This is a genomic window from Pseudoxanthomonas sp. CF125 (assembly GCF_900104085.1).
Lineage (GTDB): Bacteria > Pseudomonadota > Gammaproteobacteria > Xanthomonadales > Xanthomonadaceae > Pseudoxanthomonas_A.
Genome location: NZ_FNLD01000001.1, coordinates 391995 through 416657 on the forward strand (window position 1 = coordinate 391995; position 24663 = coordinate 416657).

Below are 24663 nucleotides of genomic sequence, written 5' to 3' on the forward strand. Positions count from 1 at the left end.
CCCATGCAGCCGAACGACGATCCGCCGCCGCAGCCTCCCGTAAAACCCGATCCCGGCGATTGCTGCGGTGGTGGCTGCGTGACCTGCGTTTACGACGCGTACGAAAACGCATTGGAACGCTACGAACAAGCGCTGGCCGCCTGGAAAGCGCGCCATGGCAGCGCGCAAGAGCGTGCAGAAGCGTGTAGGAGCGACGTGAGTCGCGATGAAGTTCTACCGGTAATGCCTCGTCGCGACTTGCGTCGCTCCTACACGATTCTGCGGATTCTCTATGTGTAGCGGTTGCGGTAGATCTCGCGTTCGTCCACGCAGTACTCGCTGCCCATGGCGAACTTGCGGCAGATTCCCGGGCGCTGGTCGTAGATGCTGCAGCACATGCGCAGCGGGTCGATCGCCACGCACCATCCATCCTCGCCGTGGGCCATGACTTCCACCCCGTGTTCGTTGCGCTCCACCAGGTGGCGTGGAACCTGATCCTCCGGCATGACCACCACGGTCAGCCGGCAACAGACCGCATCGCAATGACTGCACGACACCGAGGCGTCGATATCGCTGTGCAGGTGCAGGGGAATGCTGCTCATTGCAGCGCCGGCACGGCGCTGGCCATTGGAGTGCCGCGGCGGTAGCTGAGCAGGCGGCCGCGAAAGGGCTCGATGTCCTTTTCGTTGAAGCGGCTGCGACGCTCGGTGACTTCGTATCCCTGTTCGGCCATGGCGCGGGTGAAGGGCGCGCTGTTGCCGCGGCCAGGATCGGTGACCAGCAATTCGGCATCGGGATTGGCATGGCGCAGCATCATCGCCGCGATCTGCGCGGCGTGGTCGCGCTCGTAAAGGATATCGCTGCCGATGATCAGGTCGAAGCTGCCCAGGGTGGCGTCCGGCGTCGTCCAGGGCAGATCGCGGTAAGTCACCGCAGGAAGCTCGTTGAGGCCGGCGTTGTAGGCCAGGAAGGATTCGGCCAGAGGGTGGTGGTCGCTGGCCACCACATCGGCGCCGCGTTTGGCCAGCACCAGGCTGGACAGGCCCAGGCCGCAGCCCAGTTCCAGAATGCGCTTGCCGGCTACATCGAAGCTGCTCATGGCCTCGGCGAGCACGCGGCCGGACGGCCAGACCTGCCCGAACAGGCTCCAGAGCGACGAAGAGATGCCCGCACGATGCGCCTGGCCGGTGGGATCGGCGAACTGCTGCAGATCGCTGAGCGCACGGATGCGATAGTCGTGGCCGCCCAGGCGGACGGTAAGCAAGCGGGTGGCATAGCCCGGCATGGGCGCTCCAGGAATGGCGTCTCGAGTAATCCCGGCAACGGGAAGGAGGCGCGGAGGAAAGGAGCGAAGCGGGCGACTGGAGTACGGCCGGGCGAGACGCGCGAGTGTGACCCCGACATCCTACGCCAGCCTTCCTGAAGGCCGCCGTCCTGCCTGCGCGGCTGTTTCCGGAGGGCCCGCAATCGCCAGGCCAGGGGCGGGTCCTGACCGGAGCCGGCGCACCTACCCGTTTTTCTCATCGGGTGTCCCATTGGGTGCACGGGGGATTTGCATGCTGCCAGCGAAACGGTCGACTTTCTGGATTTACCTCGCTCTTATCGGCACCGTGGCGCTGTGCGTGTGCTTCTACCGGGCCAAGGCGATTCCCGCGCCGGCAGCGTCCGACGGTTCCGTGTCTCTGGCGGTGCTCGGCGATTCGGACAGCCACGCCTATCACGATTCGGTTTTTTTCCCGGCGGGAAGCGTCAAGCGGGGCGGCGATCATCGTTCGACCACGTGGCAATGGACCGAGCTGTTGCAACGCCTGCGCGGACGGCAACTGGATCAGGGCGAGTGGGGATTTCACGGCACGCGCGGTGTGGTGGCGCGCGCGAATCGCTGGCTGGGACGGGAAGGCCGTTCGCCGCCCAAGCAGGATTATCGTTTCAACTTCGCGCTCTCCGGTGCCGATTGCAGCGACCTGCTGGAAGGTTATTCGCAACAGGCCAGGGCGCTGCTTTCGCTGATGGATCAGGAACCGGCGCGCTGGCGCAATGGGGTGGTGCTGATTCGCATCGGCATCAACAGCTTCGGCGATGCGCGGGACCTGGAACAACTGGCGCACGACCCTCGGGCGGCGGGCGTGCAGGAGAAGATCGCCGGCTGCGTGCGGGCTATCCGGGATTCGGTGGCGTTATTGCGCGGGCACCATCCAAAGATCCGCATCGTGCTGGTCGGGATATTCAACAATGCCGATTGGCCGAATTACCTGGACCGCTGGCACGATCCGGTTCAATTGGCCAATATCGACGAGGGCCTGGATGCATTCGATCGCGCGCTGGCTGGTATGGCGCAAGCCGATCCCGGTATCGCCTTCTTCGATGACCGCGCCTGGTTCGCGGCACGCTGGGGCTCGCGCGACGGGCAGGGACTGCCTGCCTACCGCGACTTGGTGCTGGGCAACCTGCGGGTGCGCAACACGGCCGGCGATGGACCGGAGCATGCGGTGCTTGCCGACGGCCACGCCGGCAGCGCATGGAATGCGGAGTGGGCGCGCGCGCTGGTCGAGCTGATGAACGCACGCTTTCAACTGGCAGTCACGCCGATAGCCCGGGCCGAGGTGATCGCCGCGCTCGAGCGGGAAGGGACGCCGGCTTCAGAAGCTCGACAGGCCGGTGGCCTCGGTAAAACGATAGCGCCAGTAACGCAGCCGTGAATCATCGGCATAGCGGGCATAGGGCAGGCTGATCCGGCGGCCTTCGGTATTGCTCCAGCTCTGCTCGAAATAGGTGGCCGCACGGCTCATCGCGGCCGTATCGGCGGCCGCCAGCACGCGTGCGCTGCTTTCCAGGTTGTAGTCGTCCAAATTGCGCCGGGTGTAGTTGGCCGAACCCACGATCAATTCCGCTGCGCCGGCGGCGCTGCGCTTGAGCAGGAATTTGGCGTGACATTGCTCGCCATGGGTATCGCACCAGCGCACGGGCACTCCGGCTTGGTCCAGCTCCAGCGCAACCTGGCGATTGGGGATGCCGTTCTTCTTGCGGCCGAAAGCGTCCTCGTTGGGGTCCAGCAGTACGCGCACCTTCGCGCCGCGTTGCTGAGCCGCCGCTACCGCCTTCACCAACCCACGGTGGGAGAAATAGAACACCGCGATATCCAGCCGGTCGCCTGGCTTGGCGCTGGCGATGCTGGCGAGCAACGCATCGCGGATGCGTCCTTCCGTGAGGATCTGCACCCGGCTGCCGTCGGCAGGGCCGGCGGGGAGGGCGGATGGCGCGATCGAAACCAGCGATCGCGGCCAGGCCGCGCCGGACATCGCCACCACGGCGCGTTCGCTTCGCAGCAGGTCCAATGCGGCCGGGCCGCGGAACCGCAACGCCACGTTGCCATGCGCGCTGCTGCCATCGTGCGGGTTGGCGCTGGCCACCAATCCCACCCAATCGCGGCCGGAATCGACCACCAGGGTCTTGCGGTGATTGGCTTTGAGGTTGAGCAGCGCCAGATAGCTGCGCAGCGTCGCCTCGCCCTGGCCGAACGGGCTGGGCAGCCAGCCGCCGCGGTCGCTGTTTCCCAGCCATCGGCAGCACAGCTGCCAGAGTCCGGACCACGCAGGGTTGGGCGCGCGGATCCGGTTCAGATCGGTGACCACCGTTTCGATGCCTGCCGCGCGCAAGGCGTCCAAGTGCTTGGACGGCATTCCGCCGTACAGCGTGTTGATGGGGTCGGTGATCATGACGACTTGCAAGCCGGGCACCGCCCGCTTGCGTTCGACCAGCGCCCGGGTCAGTTGCGCGCTCAATGGCCGCAGGCTGGGTGCGGCATCGGCGCCGGCGAAGTCGTTGAACAGGAACATGTCCATCACGACCACGCGTTGCGCCTGTCCGATCAGGCGCAGGATTTCATCGAACACCTGCTGATCGCTATGGCGCGCGCCGGCCGCATCGACGTAGGTGATATCGGTCAGCAATGCCACGTCGCCGGCGGAGGCGATGGGGAAATTCCGTCCGATGCCGGCAGGCAGCGGTTTGTAGACCTGCCAGGCGGCCGAGATCAGATAACAGGCCAACAGCGCCAGCAACAGGCGCTTGCATGCGCGCCGGAGACGCCCCTTTGCGGTCCCATGAGAGGAAGCCTTGGTTCCGTCCAAACTATTCACCCCATGGAAATCGATTGCGTGGATGAACGGATGTTACGGGATGGCGGGCACTTCCCGTAGGATGGACCCTTATCGAGCCACGGAGGAAACCCCCAATGATCCAGCGATTCGAAATTGGCCCGCGCCTGTCTGAAATGGCGATCCACAACGGCACCGTTTACCTGGCCGGCCAGATTGCCGAAGACGCCAGCGTCAACATCCAGGGCCAGACGCGGCAGGTGCTGGAATCCATCGACGCCCTGCTGGCGCAGGCCGGCAGCGACAAGAGCAAGATCCTGCACGCGCAGATATTCCTGCCCGACCTGGGCGATTTCGCGGCGATGAACGAGGTCTGGGAGGCCTGGGTGGTGCCGGGGCATACGCCCACGCGCGCCACTGTGCAGGCCGCGCTGGCCAATCCGAAGTGGAAGATAGAAATCGTGGTGACCGCAGCGGTCTAGCCTTCTGGCTCGTTCGGCCGAATCGGCGACGACTAGGCGGCACGACAAGCCCGATTCCACAAAAAGGAAAGGGCGGGTTCCTTCCGGAACACCCGCCCTTCGTCCCGCCTTGCTTGCCGGGCGAGATTACTTGTTCTTCTTCTTTTCCTGCTTCTCGGCGCGCTTTTCCTTCAACGTCTTGGTCGGCGCCTTCTTCTCGCTCTTCTTCTGGTCCATGCCCTTGCTCATACAAGCCTCTTCTTTGTCTGCGTTGGTTGGAGGATGGCGGCCGCTTCGGCCATGCCGGTGCGGCGTCTAGTGTTGTCAGCCCGGCGGCCTTAGTCAATCGTCGGGAAACCCGCAGTGCGGATCGAACAGCAAGTGTTCAGAAGCGCTCGCCGACCGGCAGGTAACGCCACTCGCCGACCGGCATCCTGCTCAGCGCGATGCGGCCGATGCGCAGGCGGCGGATCGACAGCACGTCCAGGCCGACCTGCGCGCACATGTGCCGCAGTTGCCCGGGCCGTACCGCCTTGATCGCGAAGCGCAGGTTGTTTTCGTTCTGCCAGCTGACCTTGGCGCGGGGCAGGGCGCGGCCCTGGTAAAGCATGCCGTCGCAAAGTCTGGGCAAGCCGTAGGGAGCCAGTTCGCCTTCCACTTCCACCACGAACTCCTGTTCGATCATGTCCGCGTCCTCGCTCAGCCGGCGCCAGACGCGTCCGTCCTGACTCAGCACCACCAGCCCGCTGGCCTCGTCGTCCATCGGCATCAGCGGGGTCAGACGCACGAAATGGCGTTTGAGTACCCGTATGTCGGGGTCGTCGCCGGCGGTGTGCGTGGCGGGGGTGGCGAGTTTCGAAGCGGCATCGAAGGCGATGCCCGCCGGTTTGTGCAGCAGCAAGGTCGCCGGCTCCGCGGCTTCCAGGTCGGCGTCCGGGTCGATCAAGACGACCTGGGTAGTGATGGGATGTTGCGGGGCGTCGATCACTTCGCCGTCCACGGTCACCCAGCCGCCCTGGATGTACTGGTCGGCCTCGCGTCGGGAACAACCGGCGAGTTCGGCGACGCGTTTGGCAAGGCGGACGGGTTCGGACATGGAAGGCAAGACGCGGGTGGGGCGTGCAGTGTAAGCGCTGGCATGCCAACGCAAGGTTTACCCCGATGAAGGCCCCGCGCAGGCACAATGGGCTTCCTTTGCCACCCGCCCCACTGGATGAAGACCCCGCAAGGCCTGCAAGCGCTGATCGATGACGGCGTGATAGACGAAGTGATGCGCCCGCTGAAGAGCGGCAAAGAGGCGGCCGTCTACGTGGTGCGTTCCGGCGACGACGTGCGCTGCGCCAAGGTCTACAAGGACATGGCCCAGCGCAGCTTCAAGCAGCGGGTGCAGTACCAGGAAGGGCGCAAGGTACGCGGCAGCCGCGAGGCGCGGGCCATCGGCAAGGCCAGCAAGTACGGGCGCAAGCAGCAGGAAACGGCCTGGAAGAACACCGAGGTCGACGCGCTCTACCAGCTGGTCGAGGCCGGCGTGCGCGTGCCGCAGCCGTACGGGTATTTCCATGGTGTGCTGGTGATGGAACTGGTCACCGATGCCGACGGCTTCTCCGCGCCGCGCCTGGGCGAGCTTGAACTCGAACCCGGCCAGGCCCGCGAGTACCACGCTTTCCTGGTCAAACAGGTGCAGCTGATGCTGTGCATCGGCCTGATCCACGGCGATCTTTCGGCCTACAACGTGCTGGTGGGCGCCGAAGGCCCGGTGGTGATCGATTTCCCGCAGGTGGTCAGCGCCGGCGGCAACAACGCCGCACGGGCGATGCTGCTGCGCGACGTCAACAACCTGACCGCCACGCTGGGCGCGTTCGCACCGGAACTGCTGGACAGCTGGTACGGCGAGGAAATGTGGGCGCTGTTCGAAACCGGCGATCTGCTGGCGGACACGCCGTTGACCGGCAAGTTCGTGCACGACGAGCGCAGCGTGGACCTGGATGGCGTACGCGATGCCATCAACGACGCCCGCGAGGAAGCGCTGATCCGCCAGCAGGGCCGCGAGGCCGCCGCCGAGATGGATTGATCCCCTTGAATGCTTTTGTAGGAGCGGCGTAAGCCGCGATGAGGCCTTACCGGTAAAGCCGCATCGCGGCTTACGCCGCTCCTACAAAGATCCGACAGATTCTCCAACCCTGGATATCCCATGACCCTTTCGTTGCACGCTGCTTCCGTACCCGTTTTCCAGCAACTGCTCGGCAGCCTCGACCAGTTGCTGGCCAAAGCCGAGGCGCACGCCGTCGAACACAAGATCGACGCCGACGCTCTGCTGCAGGCACGGCTGTTCCCCGACATGTTCCCGCTGGCCAAGCAGGTGGTGATCGCCTGCGATTTCGCACGCGGGGTATCCGGTCGCCTGGCGGGCGCCGAACTGCCGGTACTCGAAGGCGACAACAAGAACTTCGCCGATCTGCGCGGCCTGATCGCCGCCAGTTTGGATTTCATCGGCGGCCTGGACCCGGCGGCATTTGAAGCTGCTGGTTCACGTGAAATTGTGCTGCGCCCGGGTACGCCGAAGGAACGCAGGATGGAAGGCCAGCCCTACCTGCTGCACTACGGCCTGCCGCAGTTCTTCTTCCACGTCACCACCGCCTACGACCTGCTGCGCCACAATGGCGTGGCAGTAGGCAAGCGCGATTACATGGGCGCGTACTGAGTCCACCGCATAAGGATCCAAATAATGACCAGCCGCACCGCAAAACCGTGGGACCGCAAGAATCCGGCCGGGCCCGGCGGACACATCAAGTTGACGCCGGAGCAAGTCGAGCAGGCCAAAGCCCGTGCCGAAGCAGCCGGACGCGCTTATCCGAATCTGGTCGACAACATGTTCGTGGCCTCGCAATCGCGCAAGCGCGGCGCCAAGAGCAAATGAATTCCACACAACGCAGCGGCGGAGAAAGCGCATGAGCTGGATCGGAATCGTGCTGGTCGTGGTAGGCATCTACCTGGCGATCAAGGTCGCCGGATTCGCCCTCAAGTTATTGCTGTGGGTGCTGGTGTTCGGCATCGCCTATTGGTTGCTGGCGCCGGTGTTGGGATTGCCGATTCCGTTCTGAATACATGCTGTTCTGTCATCAGAATGACGCGGAGTTCTAACCGAATTTCAACACCGCGCTGGATATTCTGTTGCCACGTCCGCGATCGTCGCAGGCAAGGATCTCTCCCTTTGCCGGGCCATGGCGGACGACCAGATCGAGCAGGCATCTCAAGCAGGCATCGATGCCTTGAGCCAAGCCACCGCGCCTTCGCCGACGCGGTGGCCGCTTGCCAGGCAAGCGGTCAGCAGGTAACCGCCAGTCGGCGCTTCCCAATCCAGCATTTCGCCTGCGCAGAACACTCCGGGCAGTGCATTCAACATCAGGCGGTCGTTCATCGCCTCCAGGCGCACGCCGCCGGCGCTGCTGATGGCTTCAGCCAGAGGACGTGCGCGTTTCAGGGTCAGCGGCAGGCGATGGATGGTGCGCGCAAGCAGCACGGGATTGTCCAGTTGCGTCTTGTCCAGCACTTCATAGATCAGCGCCGCCTTGACTCCGGTGATGCCCGCGTGGCGGCGCAGGTGCTCGCTGACACTGCGGTGGCCGCGGGGCTTGGACAATTCCTGCTGCAGGCGCTCCAAGCTGCGTCCTGGCGCCAAATCGAGTTGCAAGGTGGCGTGGCCGTTGCGGGCTATGGCTTGGCGTAGTTCGGCCGACAAGGCATAAATCAAGCTGCCTTCGATGCCATCGGCGCTGATCACGCACTCGCCTTGCAGCTCGTGCTCGCGGCCATCGGCATCGCGCCAATGGGCGACCACCGGTTTCAGCGGCGCGCCTGCATGGCGCAGGGCCAGATGCTCGCTCCAGTCGATATCGAAACCGCAGTTGGCAGGCTGCAACGAGGCAACATCGACGCCGCGTTCGGCCAGCAAGGCCTGCCAGGCGCCATCGGACCCCAGTTGCGGCCAACTGCCGCCACCTAGCGCGAGCACCACGGCATCGGCGCGAAGACTTGTTTCTCCTGCGGGCGTATCGAAGCGCAGCTGCTCGCCATGCCAGCCCGACCATCGATGATGCACATGGAAGCGCACGCCGCTTTCGCGCAGTCGCCGTACCCATCCGCGCAACAGCGGTGCGGCTTTGAGGTCGGAAGGAAACACGCGCCCCGAGCTGCCTATGAAAGTCTCCACGCCCAGCCCGCGCGCCCATTCGCGCACCGCGTCTGCGTCGAAATCCCGCAGCCAGACGCCGACTTCGCTGCTGCGCTCGCGGAAACGTTGGATAAAGGCGGGCAGGGGTTCGGAGTGGGTGAGGTTCAACCCGCCCTTGCCGGCGATCAGGAATTTGCGCCCTACCGAGCCCTTGGCTTCGTAAACATCCACCTCCAGGCCCGCGGCGCGCGCGACTTCCGCCGCCATCAAGCCGGCAGGGCCGCCGCCGATCACGGCCAGGTGCGGAGAGGGTGCTGTGGAAGGGGAAGTCATCGCGGATCAGTGCGGCTTGACGGCAAGCAGCTCGACTTCGAAGACCAGCGAGGCGTTCGGCGGAATCACGCCGCCAGCGCCATCGCTGCCGTAGCCCAAGTACGAAGGAATCAGCAAGCGCCGCTTGCCGCCGACCCGCATGCCGGCCACGCCGTCGTCCCAGCCGCGGATCACCTGCCCACCACCGAGCGGGAAGGTGAAGGGTTCGCCGCGGTCCACCGAACTGTCGAACTTTTCGCCGCGCAGGTCTTTGGCCTTTTCGTCGTAGAGCCAGCCCGTGTAGTGCACGGTGACGTCGGATCCCGCGGTTGCGACCGCGCCAGTGCCGGTTTTTTCGTCGATCCGTTGCAGCTCGGCCACGCTGCCGCCGGGCGGCGGGCTACGGTCGGCGCAAGCGGAAAGGGCCAGCAGGGCGAGCAACGGCAGTGCGAAACGCATGGGGGATCCTTGTTGTTGGAGGCGCGCAGGGTAACGCATGCCGCGATTCCCGGTTACGCCGCTATCATGCGGACATGGCCAAACTACTGCTAAATCTGCGCAACGTGCCCGACGACGAAGCCGACGAAGTGCGCGCCTGGCTGATCGAAAGCGGCATGGACTTCTACGAAACCCAGCCCAGCCCGTGGGGAATCTCGTCGGGCGGCATCTGGATGCGCGAGGATGCGGACATCGTCCGCGCCAAGGCTTTGATGGCCGATTACCAGGCCAAGCGCCTGCAGCGGGCCAGGGCGGCGCAATACGCGGCGCGCGAACAGGGCAGCGAGGAAACCTTCGGCAAGCTTTTCAGCCGGCGTCCGTGGTACGTGCTGGGAGTGCTGGCGGCGATTATCGGTATCGTGGCCTTGACGCTGGGGTTGCCGTATTTGTTCCTGCGCTAGAAATGTCCGAATAGAAAAAATAACCATGTCATCCCGAGCGTAGCGAGGGATCTGTTCTTAAGGCGACCAGCAGATCCCTCGCTGCGCTCGGGATGGCAGGAGTGAGAGGGCCGATATACTCGGCCTACACCTGATGTCTTCGATCTTTTTACCGGCTACGGAATAAGCTTTTCGTACTCGGCCTCAAGCCGCGTATGCGTCGGCCAGAAACCCTCCGACTCGCGGCCTTCCAGCTTGTCCACCAGGATTCCCAGATGCGTGTGCCACCCGCCGGCGACGCTCAGCATCTCTTCGCGGTCGGGCAGGCGGCTGTGCACCAGCACCAGATGCACCGCATCGCCTTGGGGAGTCAGTTCGAAGCGCACGTGCGAAGCGTTTTCGCCTTCGCTCCATTCATAGGCGAGCAGGCGTGGCGGTTCGCAGGCGGTGATGCGGCCGTGCATGCGGCTTTCGCCGGCGTGCGCAGCGTATTTCGGGGGAGGGCTGCCATCGTGCCCGGTCAGTTCCGAGTTGCGGAATACATGCTCCACCGCGCCGCCTTCCTTCAATTCCATGTCGCCGGCCGCCAGCCATTGGCGGCGCTTTTCGGATTCGGTGAGAAACGCCCAGACCCGTTCGATCGGGCCGGGCAAGGTGCGTTCGATGCGCACGGTATTCGGGGCGATGACTGCGGCGTAGGAATTGTTCATGGTCGTACCTTGCAGGTGGATGGTCAGAAGAGCCCGGCGAGCGCGTCGAGCATGGTGTTCCAGCCGTCCTGGGTGCGTTGCGCGTATTCGGCCCACTTCGCATCCATGCTGTGGACGAGCGTCAGTACGCAGCCGCTGCTGGAGGCGGAGATGTCGATACGCACCTGGCTGGGTTCGTCGTCCGACTGGCCTTTGATCGCCCAGGTGAAGACCAGCCGGTGGGGCCGTTCGATTTCAAGGTACTGGCCCACGTGGTCGATGATTTCGCCGTTGCGCTCGACTTTGAGCGAGAAGCTGCCGCCCACGCGCGGGTCCACGTCCAGCCGCACCACGTTCTCCTCGCGCACGCGCGGACCGAACATCCATTGCCCCAGCGCGCGCGGCACCAGCCAGGCGTCGAAAACGCGCTCGGGAGCGGCTTCGAAGTAGCGCGTGACGCGCACCTCGATGGGTGGGGCAGGACTCATCGCGATTTCCTTCTGGTTTGTACGGCGGTGTCGGCGTGCAGCGCGATTTCCAGCGCATCCAGGCGTTCGCTCCAGAATTGCTGGTAGTACTGCAGCCATCGTTCGGCTTCGGCCAGGGCCTCGGCGCGCAACTGGCACAGATGTGTGCGGCCCTGGATCCGCCGCTGCACCAGGCCGGCGCGCTCCAGTACCTTGATGTGCTTGGACGCGGCGGCCAGAGATATCTGGAAAGGCGCGGCCAGCTCGCCGACGCTGCGTGGTTGTGCGCTCAGGCTGCGCAGCATGCGGCGGCGCGTGCCGTCGGAGAGCGCCTGGAATATGGAATCCAGCTGGGGAGAGTCATATTCAACCATGTGGTTGAATAATATCGATCCTTGTTTGATTGTCAACCCTTTGGTTGAATGTTTTTTGGTGTCGGCCTGACGCCATTTACAATGGCGCCCATGATCCTCAATACCGCCGCCTATCATTTCGTTCCGATCGCCGATCCGCCGGCCCTGGCCGCGCAGATGCGCGTGTGGGCGGAAGCGGGCGCGTTGCGCGGCACCGCATTGATCGCGCCGGAAGGCGTGAATCTTTTCCTTGCCGGAGAAGAGCGGGCGATCCATGCGTTTTTCGAACAGCTGCGGGCCGATCCGCGGTTCGCCGAGTTGCGGGTCAAGTACAGCCGCAGCGGTGCGCAGCCTTTCGCCCGGCTCAAGGTCAAGATCAAGCCGGAAATCATCAGCTTCCGTCGTGACGAGACTTCTCCTTTGGCGGGACGCGCCCCTGCCGTCGCTCCGGCGACACTCGCCAAGTGGCTACAACAAGGCCATGACGACGCAGGCAAGCGCGTGGTGTTGCTGGATACGCGCAATCGGCAGGAAGTCGAGTACGGCACCTTCGCTGGCGCACTGACCTTGCCGATAGACAAATTCACCGATCTGCCCGAGGCCATGCAGCCCCACCGCGACGATCTGTCCGACGCGACGGTGGTGAGTTTCTGCACCGGCGGCATCCGCTGCGAAAAGGCCGCTCTGTGGATGCAGGCTGCGGGCATGGAGAACGTGCTGCAGCTCGACGGCGGCATCCTTGGTTATTTCGAGCAGGTCGGCGGGCAGGGCTACGACGGCTGTTGCTTCGTGTTCGACGAACGCGTGGCGCTGGATCCGGAACTCAAGCCGCTGGTGGACGCAGCCTGAGGAGTCGCGTTGTGGGAGCGGCGTCCCGCCGCGAGCTTTTCCACTTTCAATGACGTCGCTCAATATTCGCCCTGTCGGTACCGGCCAGGAGCTCGCGGCGGGACGCCGCTCCCACAAGCGCGCTCCCACAGGGGCCACTCCCGCATTAGTCGATAAGTACGTTGGGCTATGATCTGCATGCGTCTCTGACGCATTCTCCCACTGTCGCGAGGCATCCATGGTCGCCGTCCACCATCTCAACAACTCCCGTTCGCAGCGCGTGCTCTGGTTGCTCGAGGAGCTTGGGCTGGACTACAACGTGATCCGCTACCAGCGCGACGCCGAAACCATGCTGGCGCCGCCATCGCTGCGCAAAGTGCATCCGCTGGGGAAATCGCCGGTGGTGGTGGACGGGGAAAATACGTTGGCCGAATCCGGCGCGATCCTCGAATACCTGGTGGAACGCTACGACACCGCACACGATTTCGCCCCGTCGCCGGGCACCCCCGAAAGACTGCGCTACCGCTACTGGATGCACTATGCGGAAGGCTCGGCGATGCCGCCGCTGCTGATGAGCCTGGTGTTCTCGCGATTGAAGAAGGCGCCGATGCCGTTCTTCGTCAAGCCGGTGGCCAAGGGAATCGCCGACAAGGTGATGAAGACCTTCGTCGGGCCGCAGGTGAAGCTGCACCTGGACTACATGGAAAGCGAACTGGGCAAGTCGCGCTGGTTCGCCGGCGACGGATTCAGCGCGGCCGACATCCAGATGAGCTTCCCGGTGGAAGCGGCCGCGGCGCGCCATGGACTGGAGGACAAGCCCAATCTGAGCGGATTCCTGCAGCGCATCCATGCCAGACCTGCCTATCAGCGGGCACTGGAGCAAGGCGGTCCTTTCGATCTGCTTAGCTGATGCGGAACTCAGCGTCCCGCCAGTCCGGTCGCTGATCGGATTGGCAATGTCCGGCGCCGGCCCCATGTCGAAGCCATGACTTCGACGGCAGCCTCAATGATTCCCTACTCGATACTCGATCTGGCCCCGGTTTGTGAAGGCAGCGATGCCGCGCAGGCATTCCGCAATACCCTGGATCTGGCCCAGCATGCCGAACGCTGGGGTTACCAGCGCTACTGGCTTGCCGAACACCACAACATGCCAGGCATCGCCAGCGCGGCGACCGCCGTATTGATCGGCCATGTGGCCGGAGGCACCAGGACCATCCGCGTCGGCTCGGGCGGAGTGATGCTGCCCAACCATGCGCCGCTGCAGGTGGCCGAACAGTTCGGCACGCTGGCCTCGCTTTATCCGGGCCGCATAGATCTGGGCCTGGGCCGCGCGCCCGGCACCGACCAGCCCACGGCGAAGGCGTTGCGGCGTTATTTCGACAGCGCCGAGCAGTTTCCGCACGATGTGCAGGAGCTGCTGGGCTACTTCGCGCTGGTGCAGCCCGGCCAGCTGGTGCGTGCCGTTCCCGGCGCCGGGCTCGAAGTGCCGGTGTGGCTGCTGGGTTCCAGTCTTTTCAGTGCGCAACTCGCTGCGGCGCTGGGTTTGCCGTTCGCTTTCGCTTCGCATTTCGCCCCGGACGCGATGGACCAGGCACTGGCGGTCTATCACCGCGATTTCCGTCCTTCGCAATACCTGGCCAAGCCGCACGCGATGCTGGCTTTGAACGTGGTCGCCGCTGACACCGACGCCGAAGCCAGACGCCTGTTCACCACCGCGCAGCAGAGCTTCGTCAACCTGCGCCGCGGCAAGCCCGGCCTGATCCCGCCGCCTATCGACGATATCGAGGCCTATTGGCAGCCGCATGAAAAGTTGGGCGTGGAGAATGCACTGGCCTGCAGCGTGGTGGGCGATCCGGAAACGGTGAAGCGGGGCATTGCCGCATTCGTCGACCGGCACCGTCCGGACGAGCTGATGCTGGTGGCCAACGTGTTCGATCACGCCGCACGTTTGCGTTCGTTCGAACTTGCAGCCGAAGCGATGAAATGATGTAGGTCGGGGCTACGTCCCCGACGAACCACGCCAACCAGAAGAGCGTCGGGGGCGTAGCCCCGACCTACGCGTTTACGGCATTGCCGGCGGCGTGGCCGGAGGCCCAGGCCCACTGGAAGTTGTAGCCGCCCAGCCAGCCGGTGACATCGACCACTTCGCCGATGAAGTACAGCCCCGGAATTTTCTTCGACTGCATGGTGCTTGAAGACAGTTCGTCGGTATCCACCCCGCCCAGAGTGACCTCCGCGGTGCGGTAGCCTTCGGTGCCGCTGACGATCAGCGGCCAGCTTTGCAGTTGCGCGGCGATTTCGCGCAGTTGCGGCTCGTTGAACTGCTTCATCGGCCGGTTCGGCAGCCACAACTCGCACAGGCGCTGGGCGAAGCGTCGCGGCAGCAAGTCGGACAGCACGGTTTTCAACTCGGCGGCGGGGCGAACACTTTGTTGCTCGCGCAGCAGCTGGAAAGCATCGCCATCCGGAAGCAGATTCAGGCGCAGATCGTCGCCGGGTCGCCAGTAGGAAGAGATCTGCAGGATCGAAGGCCCACTCACGCCGCGATGGGTGATGAGCATGAAGTTGCGGAAGCTTTGGCCATTGCAGGTCGCTTCCACCGGCAGCGCCACGCCGCTGAGGTCCTGCAGATGCTCCTGGTGTTTTCCCGTTAGCGTCAGCGGCACCAGCCCGGCGCGCGTCGGCAGTACCGTGTGGCCGAACTGGCGCGCCAGCTCGTAGCCGAAACCGCTGGCGCCCATGCTGGGGATGGAAAGGCCGCCGCAGGCCACCACCAGCGCGGGCGCCGACAGCGTGCCGCGTGTGGTTCGCAGACGGAAACCGCCGTCGGTATGCTGCACGTTCTCCACGCTGCAGCCGGTTTCGATGCGCACGCCGGCCGCTTCGCATTCGTCCACCAGCATCTTCACGATCTGCTTGGAAGAATCGTCGCAGAACAGCTGCCCAAGCTCCTTCTCGTGATAGGCGATGCCATGGCGCTCGACCATCCCGATGAAATCGGAAGGCGTGTAGCGCGCCAGCGCCGATTTGCAGAAATGCGGATTGGCCGACAGATAGTTCGCAGGCGTGGTGCCGGTGTTGGTGAAGTTGCAGCGCCCGCCGCCGGACATCAGGATCTTCTTGCCCACGCGGTTGGCGTGTTCGATCACCAATACGCGAAGCCCGCGCTGGCCGGCCGTCAACGCGCACATCAGCCCGGCCGCGCCGCCGCCGATGATCAGCACGTCGTGGCTGTGGCTCATGCGCTTACTGGCCCGTGGTGGCCGCCTGGCGAACGACCGGTTTGATGTCGATGGTGACATCGCCGCCCAGCACCTGCAGCTCGCCGTCCTGGATCATCACGTTCAGGCGCATGCCGCGCACCATCATCGCGGTCAGCTGTTCGACCACTTCGATCGGAATATCGATGACGGTCAGATTCCGGCTGCGGGCCAGCGAAGCCGCGTTCTTTTCCCACCAGATGTCCGAGCTGCGGCCGCCGTAGGTGAACAGCACGACCTGCCGCGAACGTCCGCAGGCCTTGCGGATGCGCGCTTCGTCGGGCTGGCCCAGGTCGATCCACAGCAGGATCTCGCTGGTCAGCTCCTTGAGCCAAAGATCCGGTTCGTCGTCCTGGCTCAAGCCGCGGCCGAATTCCAGGCGCTCGTCCGCGTACATGGCGAAGGCCAGCAGCCGCACCATCAGGCGCGCATCGGTTTCGGACGGATGCTGGGCCACGGTCAGGTTATGGGTCGCGTAGTAGTGGCGATCCATGTCGCTGATCTGCAGTTCGGCCTTCACGACCGTGGATTTGAGCGCCATCGAGGTGCCTGGGGAAAAGGTCGGCCATGATACGGCTTTGCTCCAGGGAAGCTTCGCCTTGTCCGCACTCCATTCCGATCCTAGGGAAACCCCCGCCAGCAGCCTGCAGCTTCCGCCGGGCGCCTGGGCGACCTTGCTGGACGGTTTGTGCGCGCGTTTCCCGCAGATCGACCGCGCACAGTGGCTGGACCGCTTCGCGCGCGGACGGGTGCTGGACTCGGAGCGGCAGCCGTTATCTGCCGACGCGCCATACCGCGTCGGCGCGACCATCCATTACTTCCGTGAAGTGGCGGACGAACCCCGGATTCCGTTCGAAGAAACGATCCTGCATGTCGATGAGCATCTGGTCGTAGCCGACAAGCCGCATTTCCTTCCGGTCGCTCCGGCCGGCATTCATGTGCGTGAAACCCTGTTGACCCGGCTGGTGGAGCGTCTGGGCAATCCCGATCTGGCGCCGCTGCACCGCATCGATCGCGGTACCGCCGGACTGGTGCTGTTTTCGGCCGACAAGCGCAGCCGGGACGCCTATCAGGCGCTGTTCCGCGAGCGTCGCATGGAAAAGCGCTACGAAGCGGTGGCGCCGGGGCTGCCGGAGCTCCGGTTTCCCTTGCTGCGCGAGTCGCGCCTGGTGCAGGGGGAGCCGTTCTTCCGCATGCGGGAGGATGAGGGGGAAGCCAATTCCAGGGCCCGGATCGAGGTGCTGCAGTCGGGCGGGAAATGGTGGCGCTACGCGCTCTTCCCGGTTAGCGGCCGCAAACACCAACTACGGGTGCAAATGGCGGCGCTGGGCGCGCCGATCCGTCACGATCCTTATTACCCCGAACTGACGGTCCAGGCTGCGGACGACTACAGCCGCCCTCTGCAATTGCTGGCCAGGGGCTTGTCCTTCGTGGACCCTCTGAGTGGCGTACTGCGGGTTTTCGAGAGCCGCAGGGAGCTGGAAAGCCTGGATTAGCGGCCGCCGCCGGACGAATCCGAGCCGGCTGGCGGGGCGTCGTCGGCTTGGCCGGGGTCCCGCGCAGCCTGCTTCTTGGCCAGTTTTTCGTCCTGTTTCTTCTTCTTGGCCAGCTCGCGCTGTTTCTTCTCAAACGAATAATTGGGCTTCGCCATGGGCTTCTTTCCGGTAGGGGAGGCCAGTTTAGGGCAAACCGCCCCACTGCCGGTTATCCGCGATTGGGCGGGGGATTGGCTTTTCCCGGAAAGGTGTGTAGTGTGCACGGCACTGTGTTTGCTTGGGTCACCGTAAATCGTGGCCTGATGCAGTCGATCCAAAACGATCAGCTACATCTTTCCGCTTTGCTTAACACCTGCAACTCAGTCTCGGCCCGGGGTCCCCAGGTCGTGATTTTCTTCATCCGTTTCAGGAGTTTCAAAGATGTCTGACCGTCAAACCGGTACCGTCAAGTGGTTCAACGATGCCAAGGGTTTTGGCTTCATCACCCCGCAGAGCGGCCCGGACCTTTTCGTGCATTTCCGCGCGATCCAGGGTTCCGGCTTCAAGTCGCTGCAGGAAGGCCAGAGCGTGAGCTTTGTCGCCGTGCAGGGCCAGAAGGGTATGCAGGCCGACGAAGTCCAGCCGCTCTAATAGCGACTGTATCGTTGTCCGAAACGCCGGGGCTTGCCCCGGCGTTTTTGTTTGCGCCGCTTTAATAGCGGCACCGGTGGCGCGTAGCCTGTGCAGATGAAGTCACTGACATTCGACAACCGTTTCGCCGCCGATCTCCCCGGCGATCCGCAACAGGGAACGGGCGTGCGCGAAGTCCGCGCGGCGCTGTATTCGCTGGTGAACCCGACTCCGGTGGCCGCACCGCGGCTGCTGGCCTGGTCGCGCGAAACGGCCGCCCTGCTGGAGCTGGAAGAAGGCGACGTCGCTTCGCCGGAATTCGCCCAGGTCTTCGGCGGCAACGCGTTGCTGCAGGGCATGCGGCCCTTTGCGGCCAATTACGGCGGCCACCAGTTCGGGCATTGGGCCGGGCAACTGGGCGATGGCCGCGCCATTTCCCTGGGCGAGGCGATCAATGCCGCAGGCCAGCGCTGGGAGCTGCAGCTCAAAGGAGCCGGCCCGACGCCCTATTCGCGCACCGCCGACGGCCGCGCGGTCCTGCGTTCTTCCATTCGCGAGTTCCTGTGCAGCGAGGCCATGCACCACCTGGGCGTACCCACCACGCGCGCGTTGAGTCTGGTGACGACCGGCGAGCCGGTGATCCGCGACATGTTCTACGACGGGCACCCGCAAGCAGAGCCGGGCGCCATCGTCTGCCGCGTCGCGCCTTCTTTCCTGCGTTTCGGCAATTACGAGTTGCCAGCCTCGCGCGGCGAGCTGCCTTTGCTCAAGCAATTGGCTGACTTCACCCTCCGTCGCGATTTTCCCGAACTGGAAGGCCACGGCGAAGCGCTGTATGCGCAATGGTTCGCGCAGGTATGCGAGCGCACCGCGGTCATGGTGGCGCACTGGATGCGGGTGGGCTTCGTGCATGGGGTGATGAATACCGACAACATGTCGATCCTGGGCCTGACCATCGACTACGGCCCCTACGGCTGGATCGACGACTACGATCCGGACTGGACGCCCAACACCACCGATGCGCAGGGGCGGCGCTACCGCTTCGGCTGGCAGCCGAAGATCGCTTACTGGAATCTGACCCGGTTGGCAGGCGCATTGTCTTCGCTATTCGCAAGTCCCGAACCTTTGCAGGAAGGGTTGCAGCGCTATCGGGAAACTTATGCCGGTGCAGATCACGACAATATCGCGCGCAAGCTCGGGCTGGCGGAGTGCCGGGAAGAGGATGCGGCGCTGATGGAGGACCTGCAGTCGCTGCTGCATGCGGGCGAAGTGGATATGAGCATCTTCTTCCGGGAACTGGCCAGGATCGATCCCGCCGCGCCGACCCTCGATCCTTTGAATGAAGCCTTCTACGACGCCGACAAGCGCGCAGCCACGGAGCTAGCGCTGCTGGATTGGCTGCGGCGCTATGCGGCGCGGATCGGGTCCGATCCGCTCGATTCCGAGGCCAGGCAAGCGCGCATGCGCATGGCCAATCCTCGATTCGTGCTGCGCAACTATCTGGCGCAGCAGGCGATAGACCGTGCCGAGCAGGGCGATGCGGCGGGGATTGAGGAATTGCTGGAGGTCATGCGCCATCCGTACGACGAGCAGCCGGGTCGGGAGGCTTTTGCGCAGCGTCGTCCGGACTGGGCGCGCGATCGGGCAGGTTGCTCGATGCTTTCCTGCAGTTCCTGAGAAGCCTTACCCTCGCATCCGGAACGTCGGGGGCGTAGCCCCGACCTACGCTCCGTAGGTCGGCCCTACGTGGCCGACGGAGCTTTACACGTACATCGGAATGAGGGAATCGAGATCGTCGGGAATCCAGAGCGTCGGGGGCGTAGCCCCGACCTACGTTCACATCTTCCGGACGCGAAAATTCCTGCCCTTGATCCGGCCCTTGTCGAGCCGTGCCAGTGCGTTGTTGGCCTGGTTGCGCGCGATGGCGACATAGGAGCGCGTCGCGAAGATGTCGATCTTGCCGATGGCGCTGGCGGGCAATCCCGCATCGCCGGTGAGCGCCCCCAGGACGTCGCCAGGGCGAAGCTTGTCGGTGCGTCCGGCGTCGATGCGCAGCGTCGCCATCGCGGCAGGCGGTGCGCTGCGGGCCGCGGGCGCCACGGCGACGGGTTTCTTCCAGCGTAGCGGCGAACCCTGCCTTTCCTCGAGCACATGCGCGCGCGATATCTCGCGGGGAGTGACCAGGCTCAATACCTGGCCGCCTTTGCCCGCGCGCCCGGTGCGGCCGATGCGGTGCACGTACACGTCCGGATCGGTGGGCAGTTCGTAGTTGACCACCGTGGCCAGCTCGTCGATATCCAGCCCGCGCGCAGCGACGTCGCTGGCGACCAGCACGTTGCAGCTGCGGTTGGCGAAACGGACCAGGACTTCGTCGCGGTCGCGCTGTTCCATGTCGCCGTGCAGGGCCAGCGCGGTGAAGCCGAAGTGCTTCAGCGATTCGGCCACCTCATCGACATCGCGGCGCGTATTGCAGAACACCACGCACGACTCGGGCCGTTGTTCGAACAGCAGTCCGGCCAGCGTGGTCTGCTTGCGCGACAGATCGACTTCGTAGAAGGTCTGTTCGACCACCGGTTGCTCGGTCACGCCGCCGGCGGTGACCTCCAGCGGATCGCGCATGGTATTGCGGCCGATATCGCGGATGGCATCGGGAAAAGTGGCCGAAAACAGCAAGGTCTGCCGCTCTTTCGGAGTCTTGCCCACTATTTCGCGGATCGCTTCCTCGAAGCCCATGTCGAGCATGCGGTCGGCTTCGTCCAGCACCAGCGTGCGCACGCCGGCCAGATGCAGGACCTTCTTGCGCACCAGCTCCTGGATGCGGCCGGGCGTGCCGACCACCACGTGCGGATCATGGGCCGCCAACGAAGCCAGTTGCGGCGCCAGCGGCATGCCGCCGGTCAATACCAGCAGCTTCAGATTCGGAATGCCCGAGGCCAGTTTGCGCAGTTGCTTGCCCACCTGGTCGGCCAGTTCGCGGGTGGGGCAGAGCACCAGCGCCTGCGCGCGGATCAGCGCCGGGTCCAGCCGGTGCAGCAGGCCCAGGCCGAAAGCCGCCGTCTTGCCGCTACCGGTGGGCGCCTGGGCGATGACATCGCGCCCGGCGAGGATGGCGGGCAGGCTTTCGGCCTGGATCGGGGTCATCTGCGCGTAGCCGGCCGCCTCCACGCCCTGCTGCAGGCCTGGCGAGAGGGAGAGGCTGTCGAAGTCTGTCGGCTGGTCGGTCATGCGCCATGATCGCAGCATCGCGCTGAACTGCGTAGCCTTGCGCCGGGCCAGACGGTCGCCGCTCAATCCTCCAGTTCGGCGAAATCCCTTTCGCGCAGGGCCAGGAACGCCCAGAACGGCACGTCGCGCTCGGCCCAGGCGCGGTTGGCTTCGTCCAGAATGCTGACCAGCGTGTCGAAGTCCTCTTCGTCCACGTGATGCAGCTCTCCGGCGCCATCGAACAGCAGTACGTAGCCCTGGGCCGGCATCCAGTTCAAATCGCGCAGGCTGTCGGAAAGCGCATCCCAGTTGCGGCTGGAAGTGGTGGGAAAATCCATGGCGACCGCGATCCGCAACAACAGGGTGGCCTTGTTGCCGCAGCCCATCAGATCGATGAGGCAGGGCAGCAGACCCGCATCATGCGCGGCGGCCGCAAGCACGTTGAGATCGTCGGCGGTGACGAAGAAAACTCCGGCGCGCGTCGGGTCGCTCAGCCCCAGATCGAAGCCTGTTTCAGTCATCGCGCGACCTGGAAGCTGCGGAATGAATCGTAATGGTCATCGGTGTAGTAATAGACATCCGGTGGTTGGCCGCCGGTGATGATGCGGCGAGCGCCGCGATGGCCGAGGCCTGGCGTCTCGACGGTGTATTCATGGTAATAGCCGCGCGGCTTGGACGGCAGGCGTCTCTCGCGGTTGCCGAAAACGCTGCCGTCCTGGCTATGAGGGAACGGCCCGCCCTGTGCGATCAGGCGCAACGTTGCGTGCGCCTCCGGCGGCAGGAACGCGGCAAGCGCCGGGCCGGCCTGCGCTGAAGCCGCTGGTGCTGGCGCTGGCGCAGTGTCCGTCTGCGAGCCAATGCGTGTGGTTTCCAGGGGCGGCAAGGGCAGCGGCTGGCTGTTGCCGGCATTGGCGGCGGGTGTGGCGGCCGGTGCGGGATCGTCCCCGGCGGCATGGCGCGTACGATTCTGCTGCCAGAACCACCCCGACAGCAGGACCACCAGCACCAGCACGATCAGTGCAGGCTTGCGTATGCCGGACTTTCTACGTGAGCGGGAACGAAGCGGCATGCGGTTTCCAATCGAACGGGACGTGCGCGCAACGGCTGGGAACCCTGGCCCGTGTTGCCCGGAGGCGCAGCATAGCCGCAGAAAACTTTAGCGACCGTGACGGAAAGCGGTCTGGTGATCGGACCGCAACCGCTGATCCAGGGCCGGCTTCGCCTTGGTTTCAAATGCGGCCGGGCGCAATTCGACGAGCATGCCGAAGTGGTCCGAGGCCCATACGCCTTGGGCATCGGGCTGGCTGAAGAGGATCGCGGCGCCGAGGGGGGCGAACGCGCCGCGCTGGAAGAACACGTGATCGATGCGTTTGGGCGCGACGAAATACTTCGGGTTCAACGTGCTGCTGGAGACTGCGTCGGCCCGTGGGTGCCGGTTGCCGTAGGTGTCCACGAATCCTTCGCGCAGCGCGGCCAGTTCCGGCGAATCCGCGGTTGAATTGAAATCGCCGGCCACCAGGCTGGGGATATTCTCCGAAGTAGCGGCGATGTACTGCATCAGGTCGGCGATCTGCCGGGCGCGGATAGCTCCGCCTTGGTCGGTCCAATGCAGGTGGGTGACGTAGAGGTTGAGCGGCCGCCCGTCCAGATCGATGCGCAGGAACCCTGCGCTGCGACTGTCGTCCAGCGGCTGCAGGAGCTTCTGGCTGCGCTTGAGGATCGGGTGGCGGGTCAGCAGGGCGTTGCCGTAGCGCCGCGGCTGGCCGGCCGGATCGGTGCTGACGAAATGCCACTGGTAGCCCAGTTGCGTTGCCAGCCACTCGGCCTGGTTGGTCAGGCCTTCATCCTGCAGCACTTCCTGCAGGGCTATCGCATCGGGCTGCAGCCGCTTCAATTCTTCCGCGATCTGCACGCGGCGCTTCGGCCAGTCGTCCTTGTCGTGGTAAAGGTTGAGAGTGACGACCTTCAAGGTTTTCTCCGACGGCGCGGGCGACGAATCGGCCGCGCCTGCAGGCAGCGAGAAAGCGATCAGCGATAGCAAGGCCAGAACGAGCGTCTTCATTCCATGAACTCATCGAAGGGTCAGCGGGGAACCGTATCGATGCGCATTACCGGATACAGGTTGTTGCGTTCGTCCCATGAGGAATGCAGCCGGTAGAAGAACTCCAGGCGCGCCTGCGGGTCTTTGGCGAAACCAGCGTCTTCGCGGACGCGCTTTTCGAACCGCGCCTTCAGCGCCGGATCTTTGGCCAGCATTTCGCGCGCCACTTCCTCGGCCACATAGTCCTCCATGTATTCCTTGCGCTCGAAAGCGTTGTTGAACTCGCCCCAGCCCACCAGCGAGTCCGGCGCCAGCGGTTCCAAGATCGACATGACCAGGCGCGATTTGGGTTGCGCTATCGGCACGAACAGCGCGCCGGCGTCGATATCGCGCTTGTCGGCTTTCCATTCGCCTTTGACCGCCATGCGCTGATGGCCTTCGGAGGATTGCGCGGCAGGCGTCGCCTCGCTGGCGCGGAAGCTTTCGACCGCCAGTCCCGGGTGCGCGCCGAGCGTGCGGAATTCGATTCCGTGCTGTTTCAGCTTCGCTCCCACCCAGTCGGCATGCGCGGCTGGAATGAGATAGCCGCCGGCCGGTGCGGCCACGCTCAGGCTGGGCTGCACATTGTCGCGCAGCGGAATCCGCCAGATCTGCGGCTTGCTCTCGTCGTAGCGCGTCATCAGCGCGCCGGAAATCTCCGAAGGCGTGCGCGCGTATTCGTAGCCGCGGAAATCGACCAGGTGCGATTCCTTGCCGGCCGCATAGGCCAGCGGTACCGGACTTCCCTTCAATTCGCGGGCGCGCGCATCGGCCTGGTGCGCGAGCTGCAGCCATTGCCGGCCGTTTTTCGCCACCTGTTCCAGCACCGAGACTACGGTATTGCGGGTGATGCGCACGCGCACCGGGTAGGTCTTCCAGGAATGGGTTTCCACCAGCATGCCCAGGCGGTTGCGCAGCCAGAAGTAGCCATGGGAGAACCGCGGCGGCGGTACGCCATCGTCGAAACCCGAGGTCGGATCGTCGGACACCGCGAAGGAAGGGTAATAGGGCAGGGGCAGCGAGCCTTGCGCAGCCAGGTCGGCGATCACTCCATCGCGCCACGCGCGGCCGGCCTTGCGCAATTCACCGTCGCCGGCGTGGATGGGTTCGACCTGGATGGAGACATCGTGTTCGAACTTGGCGCCGTCGGTGACGTGCAGGTCCACTTCGATCAGCGGATCCCATTCGTCGATCAGCGCCAGCATGGCCTGCATTTCGGGCGCATCGGCCTTCACGTAGTCGCGATTGAGGTTGTAGCCCTGCGCGGTGGTACGCCAGCCCATTTCCTCCGGGCCGCGCTGGTTGGGGCGGTTCCAGGCGCCGAAGCGTTCATGGCCATCGACGCTGAACACCGGTACGAACACCCACACCAGCTTGTCCAGGGCGCCTTTGGCCGCCTTGCCTTCCAGGATTTCGCGCAGAGCCAGGAAGCCGGCGTCCTTGCCGTCGATCTCGCCGGCGTGTATGCCGCCCTGGATCAGCACCACCGGCAGGTCGCGTTTGTGCGCGGTTGCGGCATCCAGCGCGCCGCTGGTGGAAGCGACCAGCGCTTTCATCGGCCGGCCCTCGGGAGACTTGCCGAAGTCGATGCAGCGCACGGCATCCGGATAGGCTTTGGCGAAGGCGTCGCACAAGGCCACGACTTCCTCGTAGCGTCCGGTCTTGAGGAAGCCGGAGCGTTCGGAAACCGTGGTCAGGGGCGCGTTGGCGGCGGAGGCGGGCATGACGGGTGCGGTGAACAAAAGCACCGCGAGAAGCAGGAGCAATGAGCGCATAGGG

At 64.6% G+C, this 24663-nt stretch carries 30 protein-coding genes and 1 pseudogene; 14 read left to right on the plus strand and 17 right to left on the minus strand.

Annotation, left to right across the window (positions count from 1 at the left end):
• Nucleotides 1-3: 3 nt before the first annotated feature.
• Nucleotides 4-156: pseudogene (locus tag BLR66_RS19355) on the plus strand (oxidoreductase-like domain-containing protein); the annotation flags it as partial.
• A gap of 113 nt (nt 157-269) precedes the next feature.
• Here BLR66_RS19355 and BLR66_RS01835 read toward each other — a convergent pair.
• Together BLR66_RS01835 and BLR66_RS01840 are read right to left on the minus strand one after the other, a co-directional pair.
• Complete coding sequence (locus BLR66_RS01835; protein WP_093279927.1) at nt 270-581, minus strand: YkgJ family cysteine cluster protein; 312 nt, start codon at nt 579-581, stop codon at nt 270-272.
• Nucleotides 578-1264, minus strand: a complete 687-nt coding sequence (locus BLR66_RS01840) for a class I SAM-dependent methyltransferase (RefSeq protein WP_093279928.1) — start codon at nt 1262-1264, stop codon at nt 578-580. The genes BLR66_RS01835 and BLR66_RS01840 overlap by 4 nt, the downstream gene beginning before the upstream one ends.
• 271 nt (nt 1265-1535) lie before the next feature.
• Here BLR66_RS01840 and BLR66_RS01845 point away from each other — a divergent pair, with 271 nt between their 5' ends.
• Nucleotides 1536-2678 (plus strand): SGNH/GDSL hydrolase family protein, encoded by a 1143-nt coding sequence (locus BLR66_RS01845; RefSeq protein ID WP_093279929.1) that lies wholly within the window; start codon nt 1536-1538, stop codon nt 2676-2678.
• Here the strand turns inward: BLR66_RS01845 and BLR66_RS01850 are convergent.
• Nucleotides 2619-4040, minus strand: a complete 1422-nt coding sequence (locus BLR66_RS01850) for a phospholipase D family protein (RefSeq protein WP_218119586.1) — start codon at nt 4038-4040, stop codon at nt 2619-2621. The genes BLR66_RS01845 and BLR66_RS01850 overlap by 60 nt on opposite strands.
• Before the next feature lie 173 nt (nt 4041-4213).
• Here BLR66_RS01850 and BLR66_RS01855 point away from each other — a divergent pair, with 173 nt between their 5' ends.
• Nucleotides 4214-4558, plus strand: coding sequence for a RidA family protein (locus tag BLR66_RS01855; RefSeq protein WP_093279930.1), 345 nt, complete (start codon nt 4214-4216; stop codon nt 4556-4558).
• 364 nt (nt 4559-4922) lie between these two features.
• Here BLR66_RS01855 and BLR66_RS01865 read toward each other — a convergent pair whose 3' ends face one another.
• Complete coding sequence (locus tag BLR66_RS01865; RefSeq protein ID WP_093279932.1) at nt 4923-5633, minus strand: rRNA pseudouridine synthase; 711 nt, start codon at nt 5631-5633, stop codon at nt 4923-4925.
• 117 nt (nt 5634-5750) lie between these two features.
• On the opposite strand from BLR66_RS01865, the gene BLR66_RS01870 reads away from it, so the two are divergent.
• From BLR66_RS01870 to BLR66_RS18770, 4 genes are all read left to right on the plus strand, one after another.
• Nucleotides 5751-6608, plus strand: coding sequence for a PA4780 family RIO1-like protein kinase (locus BLR66_RS01870; RefSeq protein WP_093279933.1), 858 nt, complete (start codon nt 5751-5753; stop codon nt 6606-6608).
• Between the two features lie 120 nt (nt 6609-6728).
• Nucleotides 6729-7238, plus strand: a complete 510-nt coding sequence (locus BLR66_RS01875; RefSeq protein ID WP_093279934.1) for a DUF1993 domain-containing protein — start codon at nt 6729-6731, stop codon at nt 7236-7238.
• A gap of 24 nt (nt 7239-7262) precedes the next feature.
• On the plus strand, nt 7263-7454 hold the full coding sequence (locus tag BLR66_RS01880) for a hypothetical protein (RefSeq protein ID WP_093279935.1): 192 nt from the start codon (nt 7263-7265) through the stop codon (nt 7452-7454).
• A 31-nt stretch (nt 7455-7485) separates the two neighbouring features.
• Complete coding sequence (locus tag BLR66_RS18770; protein WP_143014527.1) at nt 7486-7638, plus strand: DUF4175 domain-containing protein; 153 nt, start codon at nt 7486-7488, stop codon at nt 7636-7638.
• A 149-nt stretch (nt 7639-7787) separates the two neighbouring features.
• Here BLR66_RS18770 and BLR66_RS01885 read toward each other — a convergent pair whose 3' ends face one another.
• Both BLR66_RS01885 and BLR66_RS01890 read right to left on the minus strand, forming a co-directional pair.
• Nucleotides 7788-9041, minus strand: a complete 1254-nt coding sequence (locus BLR66_RS01885) for a TIGR03862 family flavoprotein (protein WP_093279936.1) — start codon at nt 9039-9041, stop codon at nt 7788-7790.
• A 6-nt stretch (nt 9042-9047) separates the two neighbouring features.
• Nucleotides 9048-9479 (minus strand): FKBP-type peptidyl-prolyl cis-trans isomerase, encoded by a 432-nt coding sequence (locus tag BLR66_RS01890; protein ID WP_093279937.1) that lies wholly within the window; start codon nt 9477-9479, stop codon nt 9048-9050.
• 74 nt (nt 9480-9553) lie between these two features.
• On the opposite strand from BLR66_RS01890, the gene BLR66_RS01895 reads away from it, so the two are divergent.
• Nucleotides 9554-9919: a DUF6164 family protein gene (locus BLR66_RS01895; protein WP_093279938.1), complete on the plus strand. Its 366-nt coding sequence runs from the start codon at nt 9554-9556 to the stop codon at nt 9917-9919.
• 155 nt (nt 9920-10074) lie between these two features.
• Here the strand turns inward: BLR66_RS01895 and BLR66_RS01900 are convergent, their stop codons facing one another.
• From BLR66_RS01900 to BLR66_RS01910, 3 genes are read right to left on the minus strand one after another with little or no spacing between them, the layout of a single operon-like run.
• Nucleotides 10075-10608 carry an SRPBCC family protein gene (locus BLR66_RS01900; RefSeq protein ID WP_093279939.1) on the minus strand — a complete coding sequence of 178 codons (534 nt, stop codon included), beginning with the start codon at nt 10606-10608 and terminating at the stop codon, nt 10075-10077.
• 23 nt (nt 10609-10631) lie between these two features.
• Nucleotides 10632-11075, minus strand: a complete 444-nt coding sequence (locus BLR66_RS01905) for an SRPBCC family protein (protein WP_093279940.1) — start codon at nt 11073-11075, stop codon at nt 10632-10634.
• Nucleotides 11072-11428: an ArsR/SmtB family transcription factor gene (locus BLR66_RS01910; protein ID WP_093279941.1), complete on the minus strand. Its 357-nt coding sequence runs from the start codon at nt 11426-11428 to the stop codon at nt 11072-11074. Before BLR66_RS01910 ends, BLR66_RS01905 begins: the two co-directional genes overlap by 4 nt.
• Before the next feature lie 90 nt (nt 11429-11518).
• On the opposite strand from BLR66_RS01910, the gene BLR66_RS01915 reads away from it, so the two are divergent.
• The 3 genes from BLR66_RS01915 (at nt 11519) to BLR66_RS01925 (ending at nt 14222) form a co-directional block, all read left to right on the plus strand.
• Complete coding sequence (locus BLR66_RS01915; protein ID WP_093284183.1) at nt 11519-12256, plus strand: sulfurtransferase; 738 nt, start codon at nt 11519-11521, stop codon at nt 12254-12256.
• A gap of 217 nt (nt 12257-12473) precedes the next feature.
• Nucleotides 12474-13145, plus strand: a complete 672-nt coding sequence (locus BLR66_RS01920; RefSeq protein ID WP_093279942.1) for a glutathione S-transferase — start codon at nt 12474-12476, stop codon at nt 13143-13145.
• 96 nt (nt 13146-13241) lie between these two features.
• Nucleotides 13242-14222 carry an LLM class flavin-dependent oxidoreductase gene (locus BLR66_RS01925; protein WP_093279943.1) on the plus strand — a complete coding sequence of 327 codons (981 nt, stop codon included), beginning with the start codon at nt 13242-13244 and terminating at the stop codon, nt 14220-14222.
• Nucleotides 14223-14289: 67 nt separating this feature from the next.
• Here BLR66_RS01925 and BLR66_RS01930 read toward each other — a convergent pair whose 3' ends face one another.
• Nucleotides 14290-15477, minus strand: coding sequence for a BaiN/RdsA family NAD(P)/FAD-dependent oxidoreductase (locus BLR66_RS01930; RefSeq protein WP_093279944.1), 1188 nt, complete (start codon nt 15475-15477; stop codon nt 14290-14292).
• A gap of 4 nt (nt 15478-15481) precedes the next feature.
• Nucleotides 15482-16036 (minus strand): YaeQ family protein, encoded by a 555-nt coding sequence (locus BLR66_RS01935; RefSeq protein ID WP_093279945.1) that lies wholly within the window; start codon nt 16034-16036, stop codon nt 15482-15484.
• A gap of 58 nt (nt 16037-16094) precedes the next feature.
• On the opposite strand from BLR66_RS01935, the gene BLR66_RS01940 reads away from it, so the two are divergent.
• The gene (locus BLR66_RS01940) at nt 16095-16991 is read left to right on the plus strand and encodes a pseudouridine synthase (protein WP_255402267.1); all 897 of its coding nucleotides are present in this window, start codon (nt 16095-16097) and stop codon (nt 16989-16991) included.
• Here the strand turns inward: BLR66_RS01940 and BLR66_RS19085 are convergent.
• Nucleotides 16988-17146 carry a hypothetical protein gene (locus BLR66_RS19085; RefSeq protein ID WP_176943729.1) on the minus strand — a complete coding sequence of 53 codons (159 nt, stop codon included), beginning with the start codon at nt 17144-17146 and terminating at the stop codon, nt 16988-16990. The two genes, BLR66_RS01940 and BLR66_RS19085, sit on opposite strands and share 4 nt — an antisense overlap.
• Before the next feature lie 265 nt (nt 17147-17411).
• Here BLR66_RS19085 and BLR66_RS01945 point away from each other — a divergent pair, with 265 nt between their 5' ends.
• Both BLR66_RS01945 and BLR66_RS01950 read left to right on the plus strand, forming a co-directional pair.
• Nucleotides 17412-17621 (plus strand): cold-shock protein, encoded by a 210-nt coding sequence (locus BLR66_RS01945; RefSeq protein WP_093279947.1) that lies wholly within the window; start codon nt 17412-17414, stop codon nt 17619-17621.
• 96 nt (nt 17622-17717) lie between these two features.
• Nucleotides 17718-19277: a protein adenylyltransferase SelO gene (locus tag BLR66_RS01950; RefSeq protein WP_093279948.1), complete on the plus strand. Its 1560-nt coding sequence runs from the start codon at nt 17718-17720 to the stop codon at nt 19275-19277.
• Between the two features lie 159 nt (nt 19278-19436).
• Here the strand turns inward: BLR66_RS01950 and dbpA are convergent, their stop codons facing one another.
• From dbpA to BLR66_RS01975, 5 genes are all read right to left on the minus strand, one after another.
• Nucleotides 19437-20825 carry an ATP-dependent RNA helicase DbpA gene (gene dbpA / locus BLR66_RS01955; protein WP_093284187.1) on the minus strand — a complete coding sequence of 463 codons (1389 nt, stop codon included), beginning with the start codon at nt 20823-20825 and terminating at the stop codon, nt 19437-19439.
• A gap of 62 nt (nt 20826-20887) precedes the next feature.
• Nucleotides 20888-21325: a barstar family protein gene (locus tag BLR66_RS01960; protein ID WP_093279949.1), complete on the minus strand. Its 438-nt coding sequence runs from the start codon at nt 21323-21325 to the stop codon at nt 20888-20890.
• On the minus strand, nt 21322-21837 hold the full coding sequence (locus tag BLR66_RS01965; protein ID WP_255402368.1) for a guanyl-specific ribonuclease: 516 nt from the start codon (nt 21835-21837) through the stop codon (nt 21322-21324). The genes BLR66_RS01960 and BLR66_RS01965 overlap by 4 nt, the downstream gene beginning before the upstream one ends.
• 123 nt (nt 21838-21960) lie before the next feature.
• Nucleotides 21961-22866, minus strand: coding sequence for an endonuclease/exonuclease/phosphatase family protein (locus tag BLR66_RS01970; RefSeq protein WP_093279951.1), 906 nt, complete (start codon nt 22864-22866; stop codon nt 21961-21963).
• A 20-nt stretch (nt 22867-22886) separates the two neighbouring features.
• A complete protein-coding gene (locus BLR66_RS01975; protein WP_093279952.1) occupies nt 22887-24659 on the minus strand; it encodes a M14 family metallopeptidase in 1773 nt (590 codons plus the stop codon).
• Nucleotides 24660-24663 lie beyond the last annotated feature (4 nt).

Bases quoted from the DNA above. Each gene is read 5' to 3' on its own strand.
- BLR66_RS01900 (WP_093279939.1), bottom strand. From the start codon at position 10,608: ATGAACAATTCCTACGCCGCAGTCATCGCCCCGAATACCGTGCGCATC.
- BLR66_RS01880 (WP_093279935.1), top strand. From the start codon at position 7,263: ATGACCAGCCGCACCGCAAAACCGTGGGACCGCAAGAATCCGGCCGGG.
- BLR66_RS01870 (WP_093279933.1), top strand. From the start codon at position 5,751: ATGAAGACCCCGCAAGGCCTGCAAGCGCTGATCGATGACGGCGTGATA.
- BLR66_RS18770 (WP_143014527.1), top strand. From the start codon at position 7,486: ATGAGCTGGATCGGAATCGTGCTGGTCGTGGTAGGCATCTACCTGGCG.
- BLR66_RS01845 (WP_093279929.1), top strand. From the start codon at position 1,536: ATGCTGCCAGCGAAACGGTCGACTTTCTGGATTTACCTCGCTCTTATC.
- BLR66_RS01865 (WP_093279932.1), bottom strand. From the start codon at position 5,633: ATGTCCGAACCCGTCCGCCTTGCCAAACGCGTCGCCGAACTCGCCGGT.
- BLR66_RS01930 (WP_093279944.1), bottom strand. From the start codon at position 15,477: ATGAGCCACAGCCACGACGTGCTGATCATCGGCGGCGGCGCGGCCGGG.
- BLR66_RS01920 (WP_093279942.1), top strand. From the start codon at position 12,474: ATGGTCGCCGTCCACCATCTCAACAACTCCCGTTCGCAGCGCGTGCTC.
- BLR66_RS01960 (WP_093279949.1), bottom strand. From the start codon at position 21,325: ATGACTGAAACAGGCTTCGATCTGGGGCTGAGCGACCCGACGCGCGCC.
- BLR66_RS01885 (WP_093279936.1), bottom strand. From the start codon at position 9,041: ATGACTTCCCCTTCCACAGCACCCTCTCCGCACCTGGCCGTGATCGGC.
- BLR66_RS01905 (WP_093279940.1), bottom strand. From the start codon at position 11,075: ATGAGTCCTGCCCCACCCATCGAGGTGCGCGTCACGCGCTACTTCGAA.
- BLR66_RS01895 (WP_093279938.1), top strand. From the start codon at position 9,554: ATGGCCAAACTACTGCTAAATCTGCGCAACGTGCCCGACGACGAAGCC.
- BLR66_RS01945 (WP_093279947.1), top strand. From the start codon at position 17,412: ATGTCTGACCGTCAAACCGGTACCGTCAAGTGGTTCAACGATGCCAAG.
- BLR66_RS01840 (WP_093279928.1), bottom strand. From the start codon at position 1,264: ATGCCGGGCTATGCCACCCGCTTGCTTACCGTCCGCCTGGGCGGCCAC.
- BLR66_RS01910 (WP_093279941.1), bottom strand. From the start codon at position 11,428: ATGGTTGAATATGACTCTCCCCAGCTGGATTCCATATTCCAGGCGCTC.
- BLR66_RS01975 (WP_093279952.1), bottom strand. From the start codon at position 24,659: ATGCGCTCATTGCTCCTGCTTCTCGCGGTGCTTTTGTTCACCGCACCC.
- BLR66_RS01835 (WP_093279927.1), bottom strand. From the start codon at position 581: ATGAGCAGCATTCCCCTGCACCTGCACAGCGATATCGACGCCTCGGTG.
- BLR66_RS01950 (WP_093279948.1), top strand. From the start codon at position 17,718: ATGAAGTCACTGACATTCGACAACCGTTTCGCCGCCGATCTCCCCGGC.
- BLR66_RS01875 (WP_093279934.1), top strand. From the start codon at position 6,729: ATGACCCTTTCGTTGCACGCTGCTTCCGTACCCGTTTTCCAGCAACTG.
- BLR66_RS01890 (WP_093279937.1), bottom strand. From the start codon at position 9,479: ATGCGTTTCGCACTGCCGTTGCTCGCCCTGCTGGCCCTTTCCGCTTGC.
- BLR66_RS19085 (WP_176943729.1), bottom strand. From the start codon at position 17,146: ATGGCGAAGCCCAATTATTCGTTTGAGAAGAAACAGCGCGAGCTGGCC.
- BLR66_RS01935 (WP_093279945.1), bottom strand. From the start codon at position 16,036: ATGGCGCTCAAATCCACGGTCGTGAAGGCCGAACTGCAGATCAGCGAC.
- BLR66_RS01970 (WP_093279951.1), bottom strand. From the start codon at position 22,866: ATGAAGACGCTCGTTCTGGCCTTGCTATCGCTGATCGCTTTCTCGCTG.
- BLR66_RS01925 (WP_093279943.1), top strand. From the start codon at position 13,242: ATGATTCCCTACTCGATACTCGATCTGGCCCCGGTTTGTGAAGGCAGC.
- BLR66_RS01915 (WP_093284183.1), top strand. From the start codon at position 11,519: ATGATCCTCAATACCGCCGCCTATCATTTCGTTCCGATCGCCGATCCG.
- dbpA (WP_093284187.1), bottom strand. From the start codon at position 20,825: ATGACCGACCAGCCGACAGACTTCGACAGCCTCTCCCTCTCGCCAGGC.
- BLR66_RS01855 (WP_093279930.1), top strand. From the start codon at position 4,214: ATGATCCAGCGATTCGAAATTGGCCCGCGCCTGTCTGAAATGGCGATC.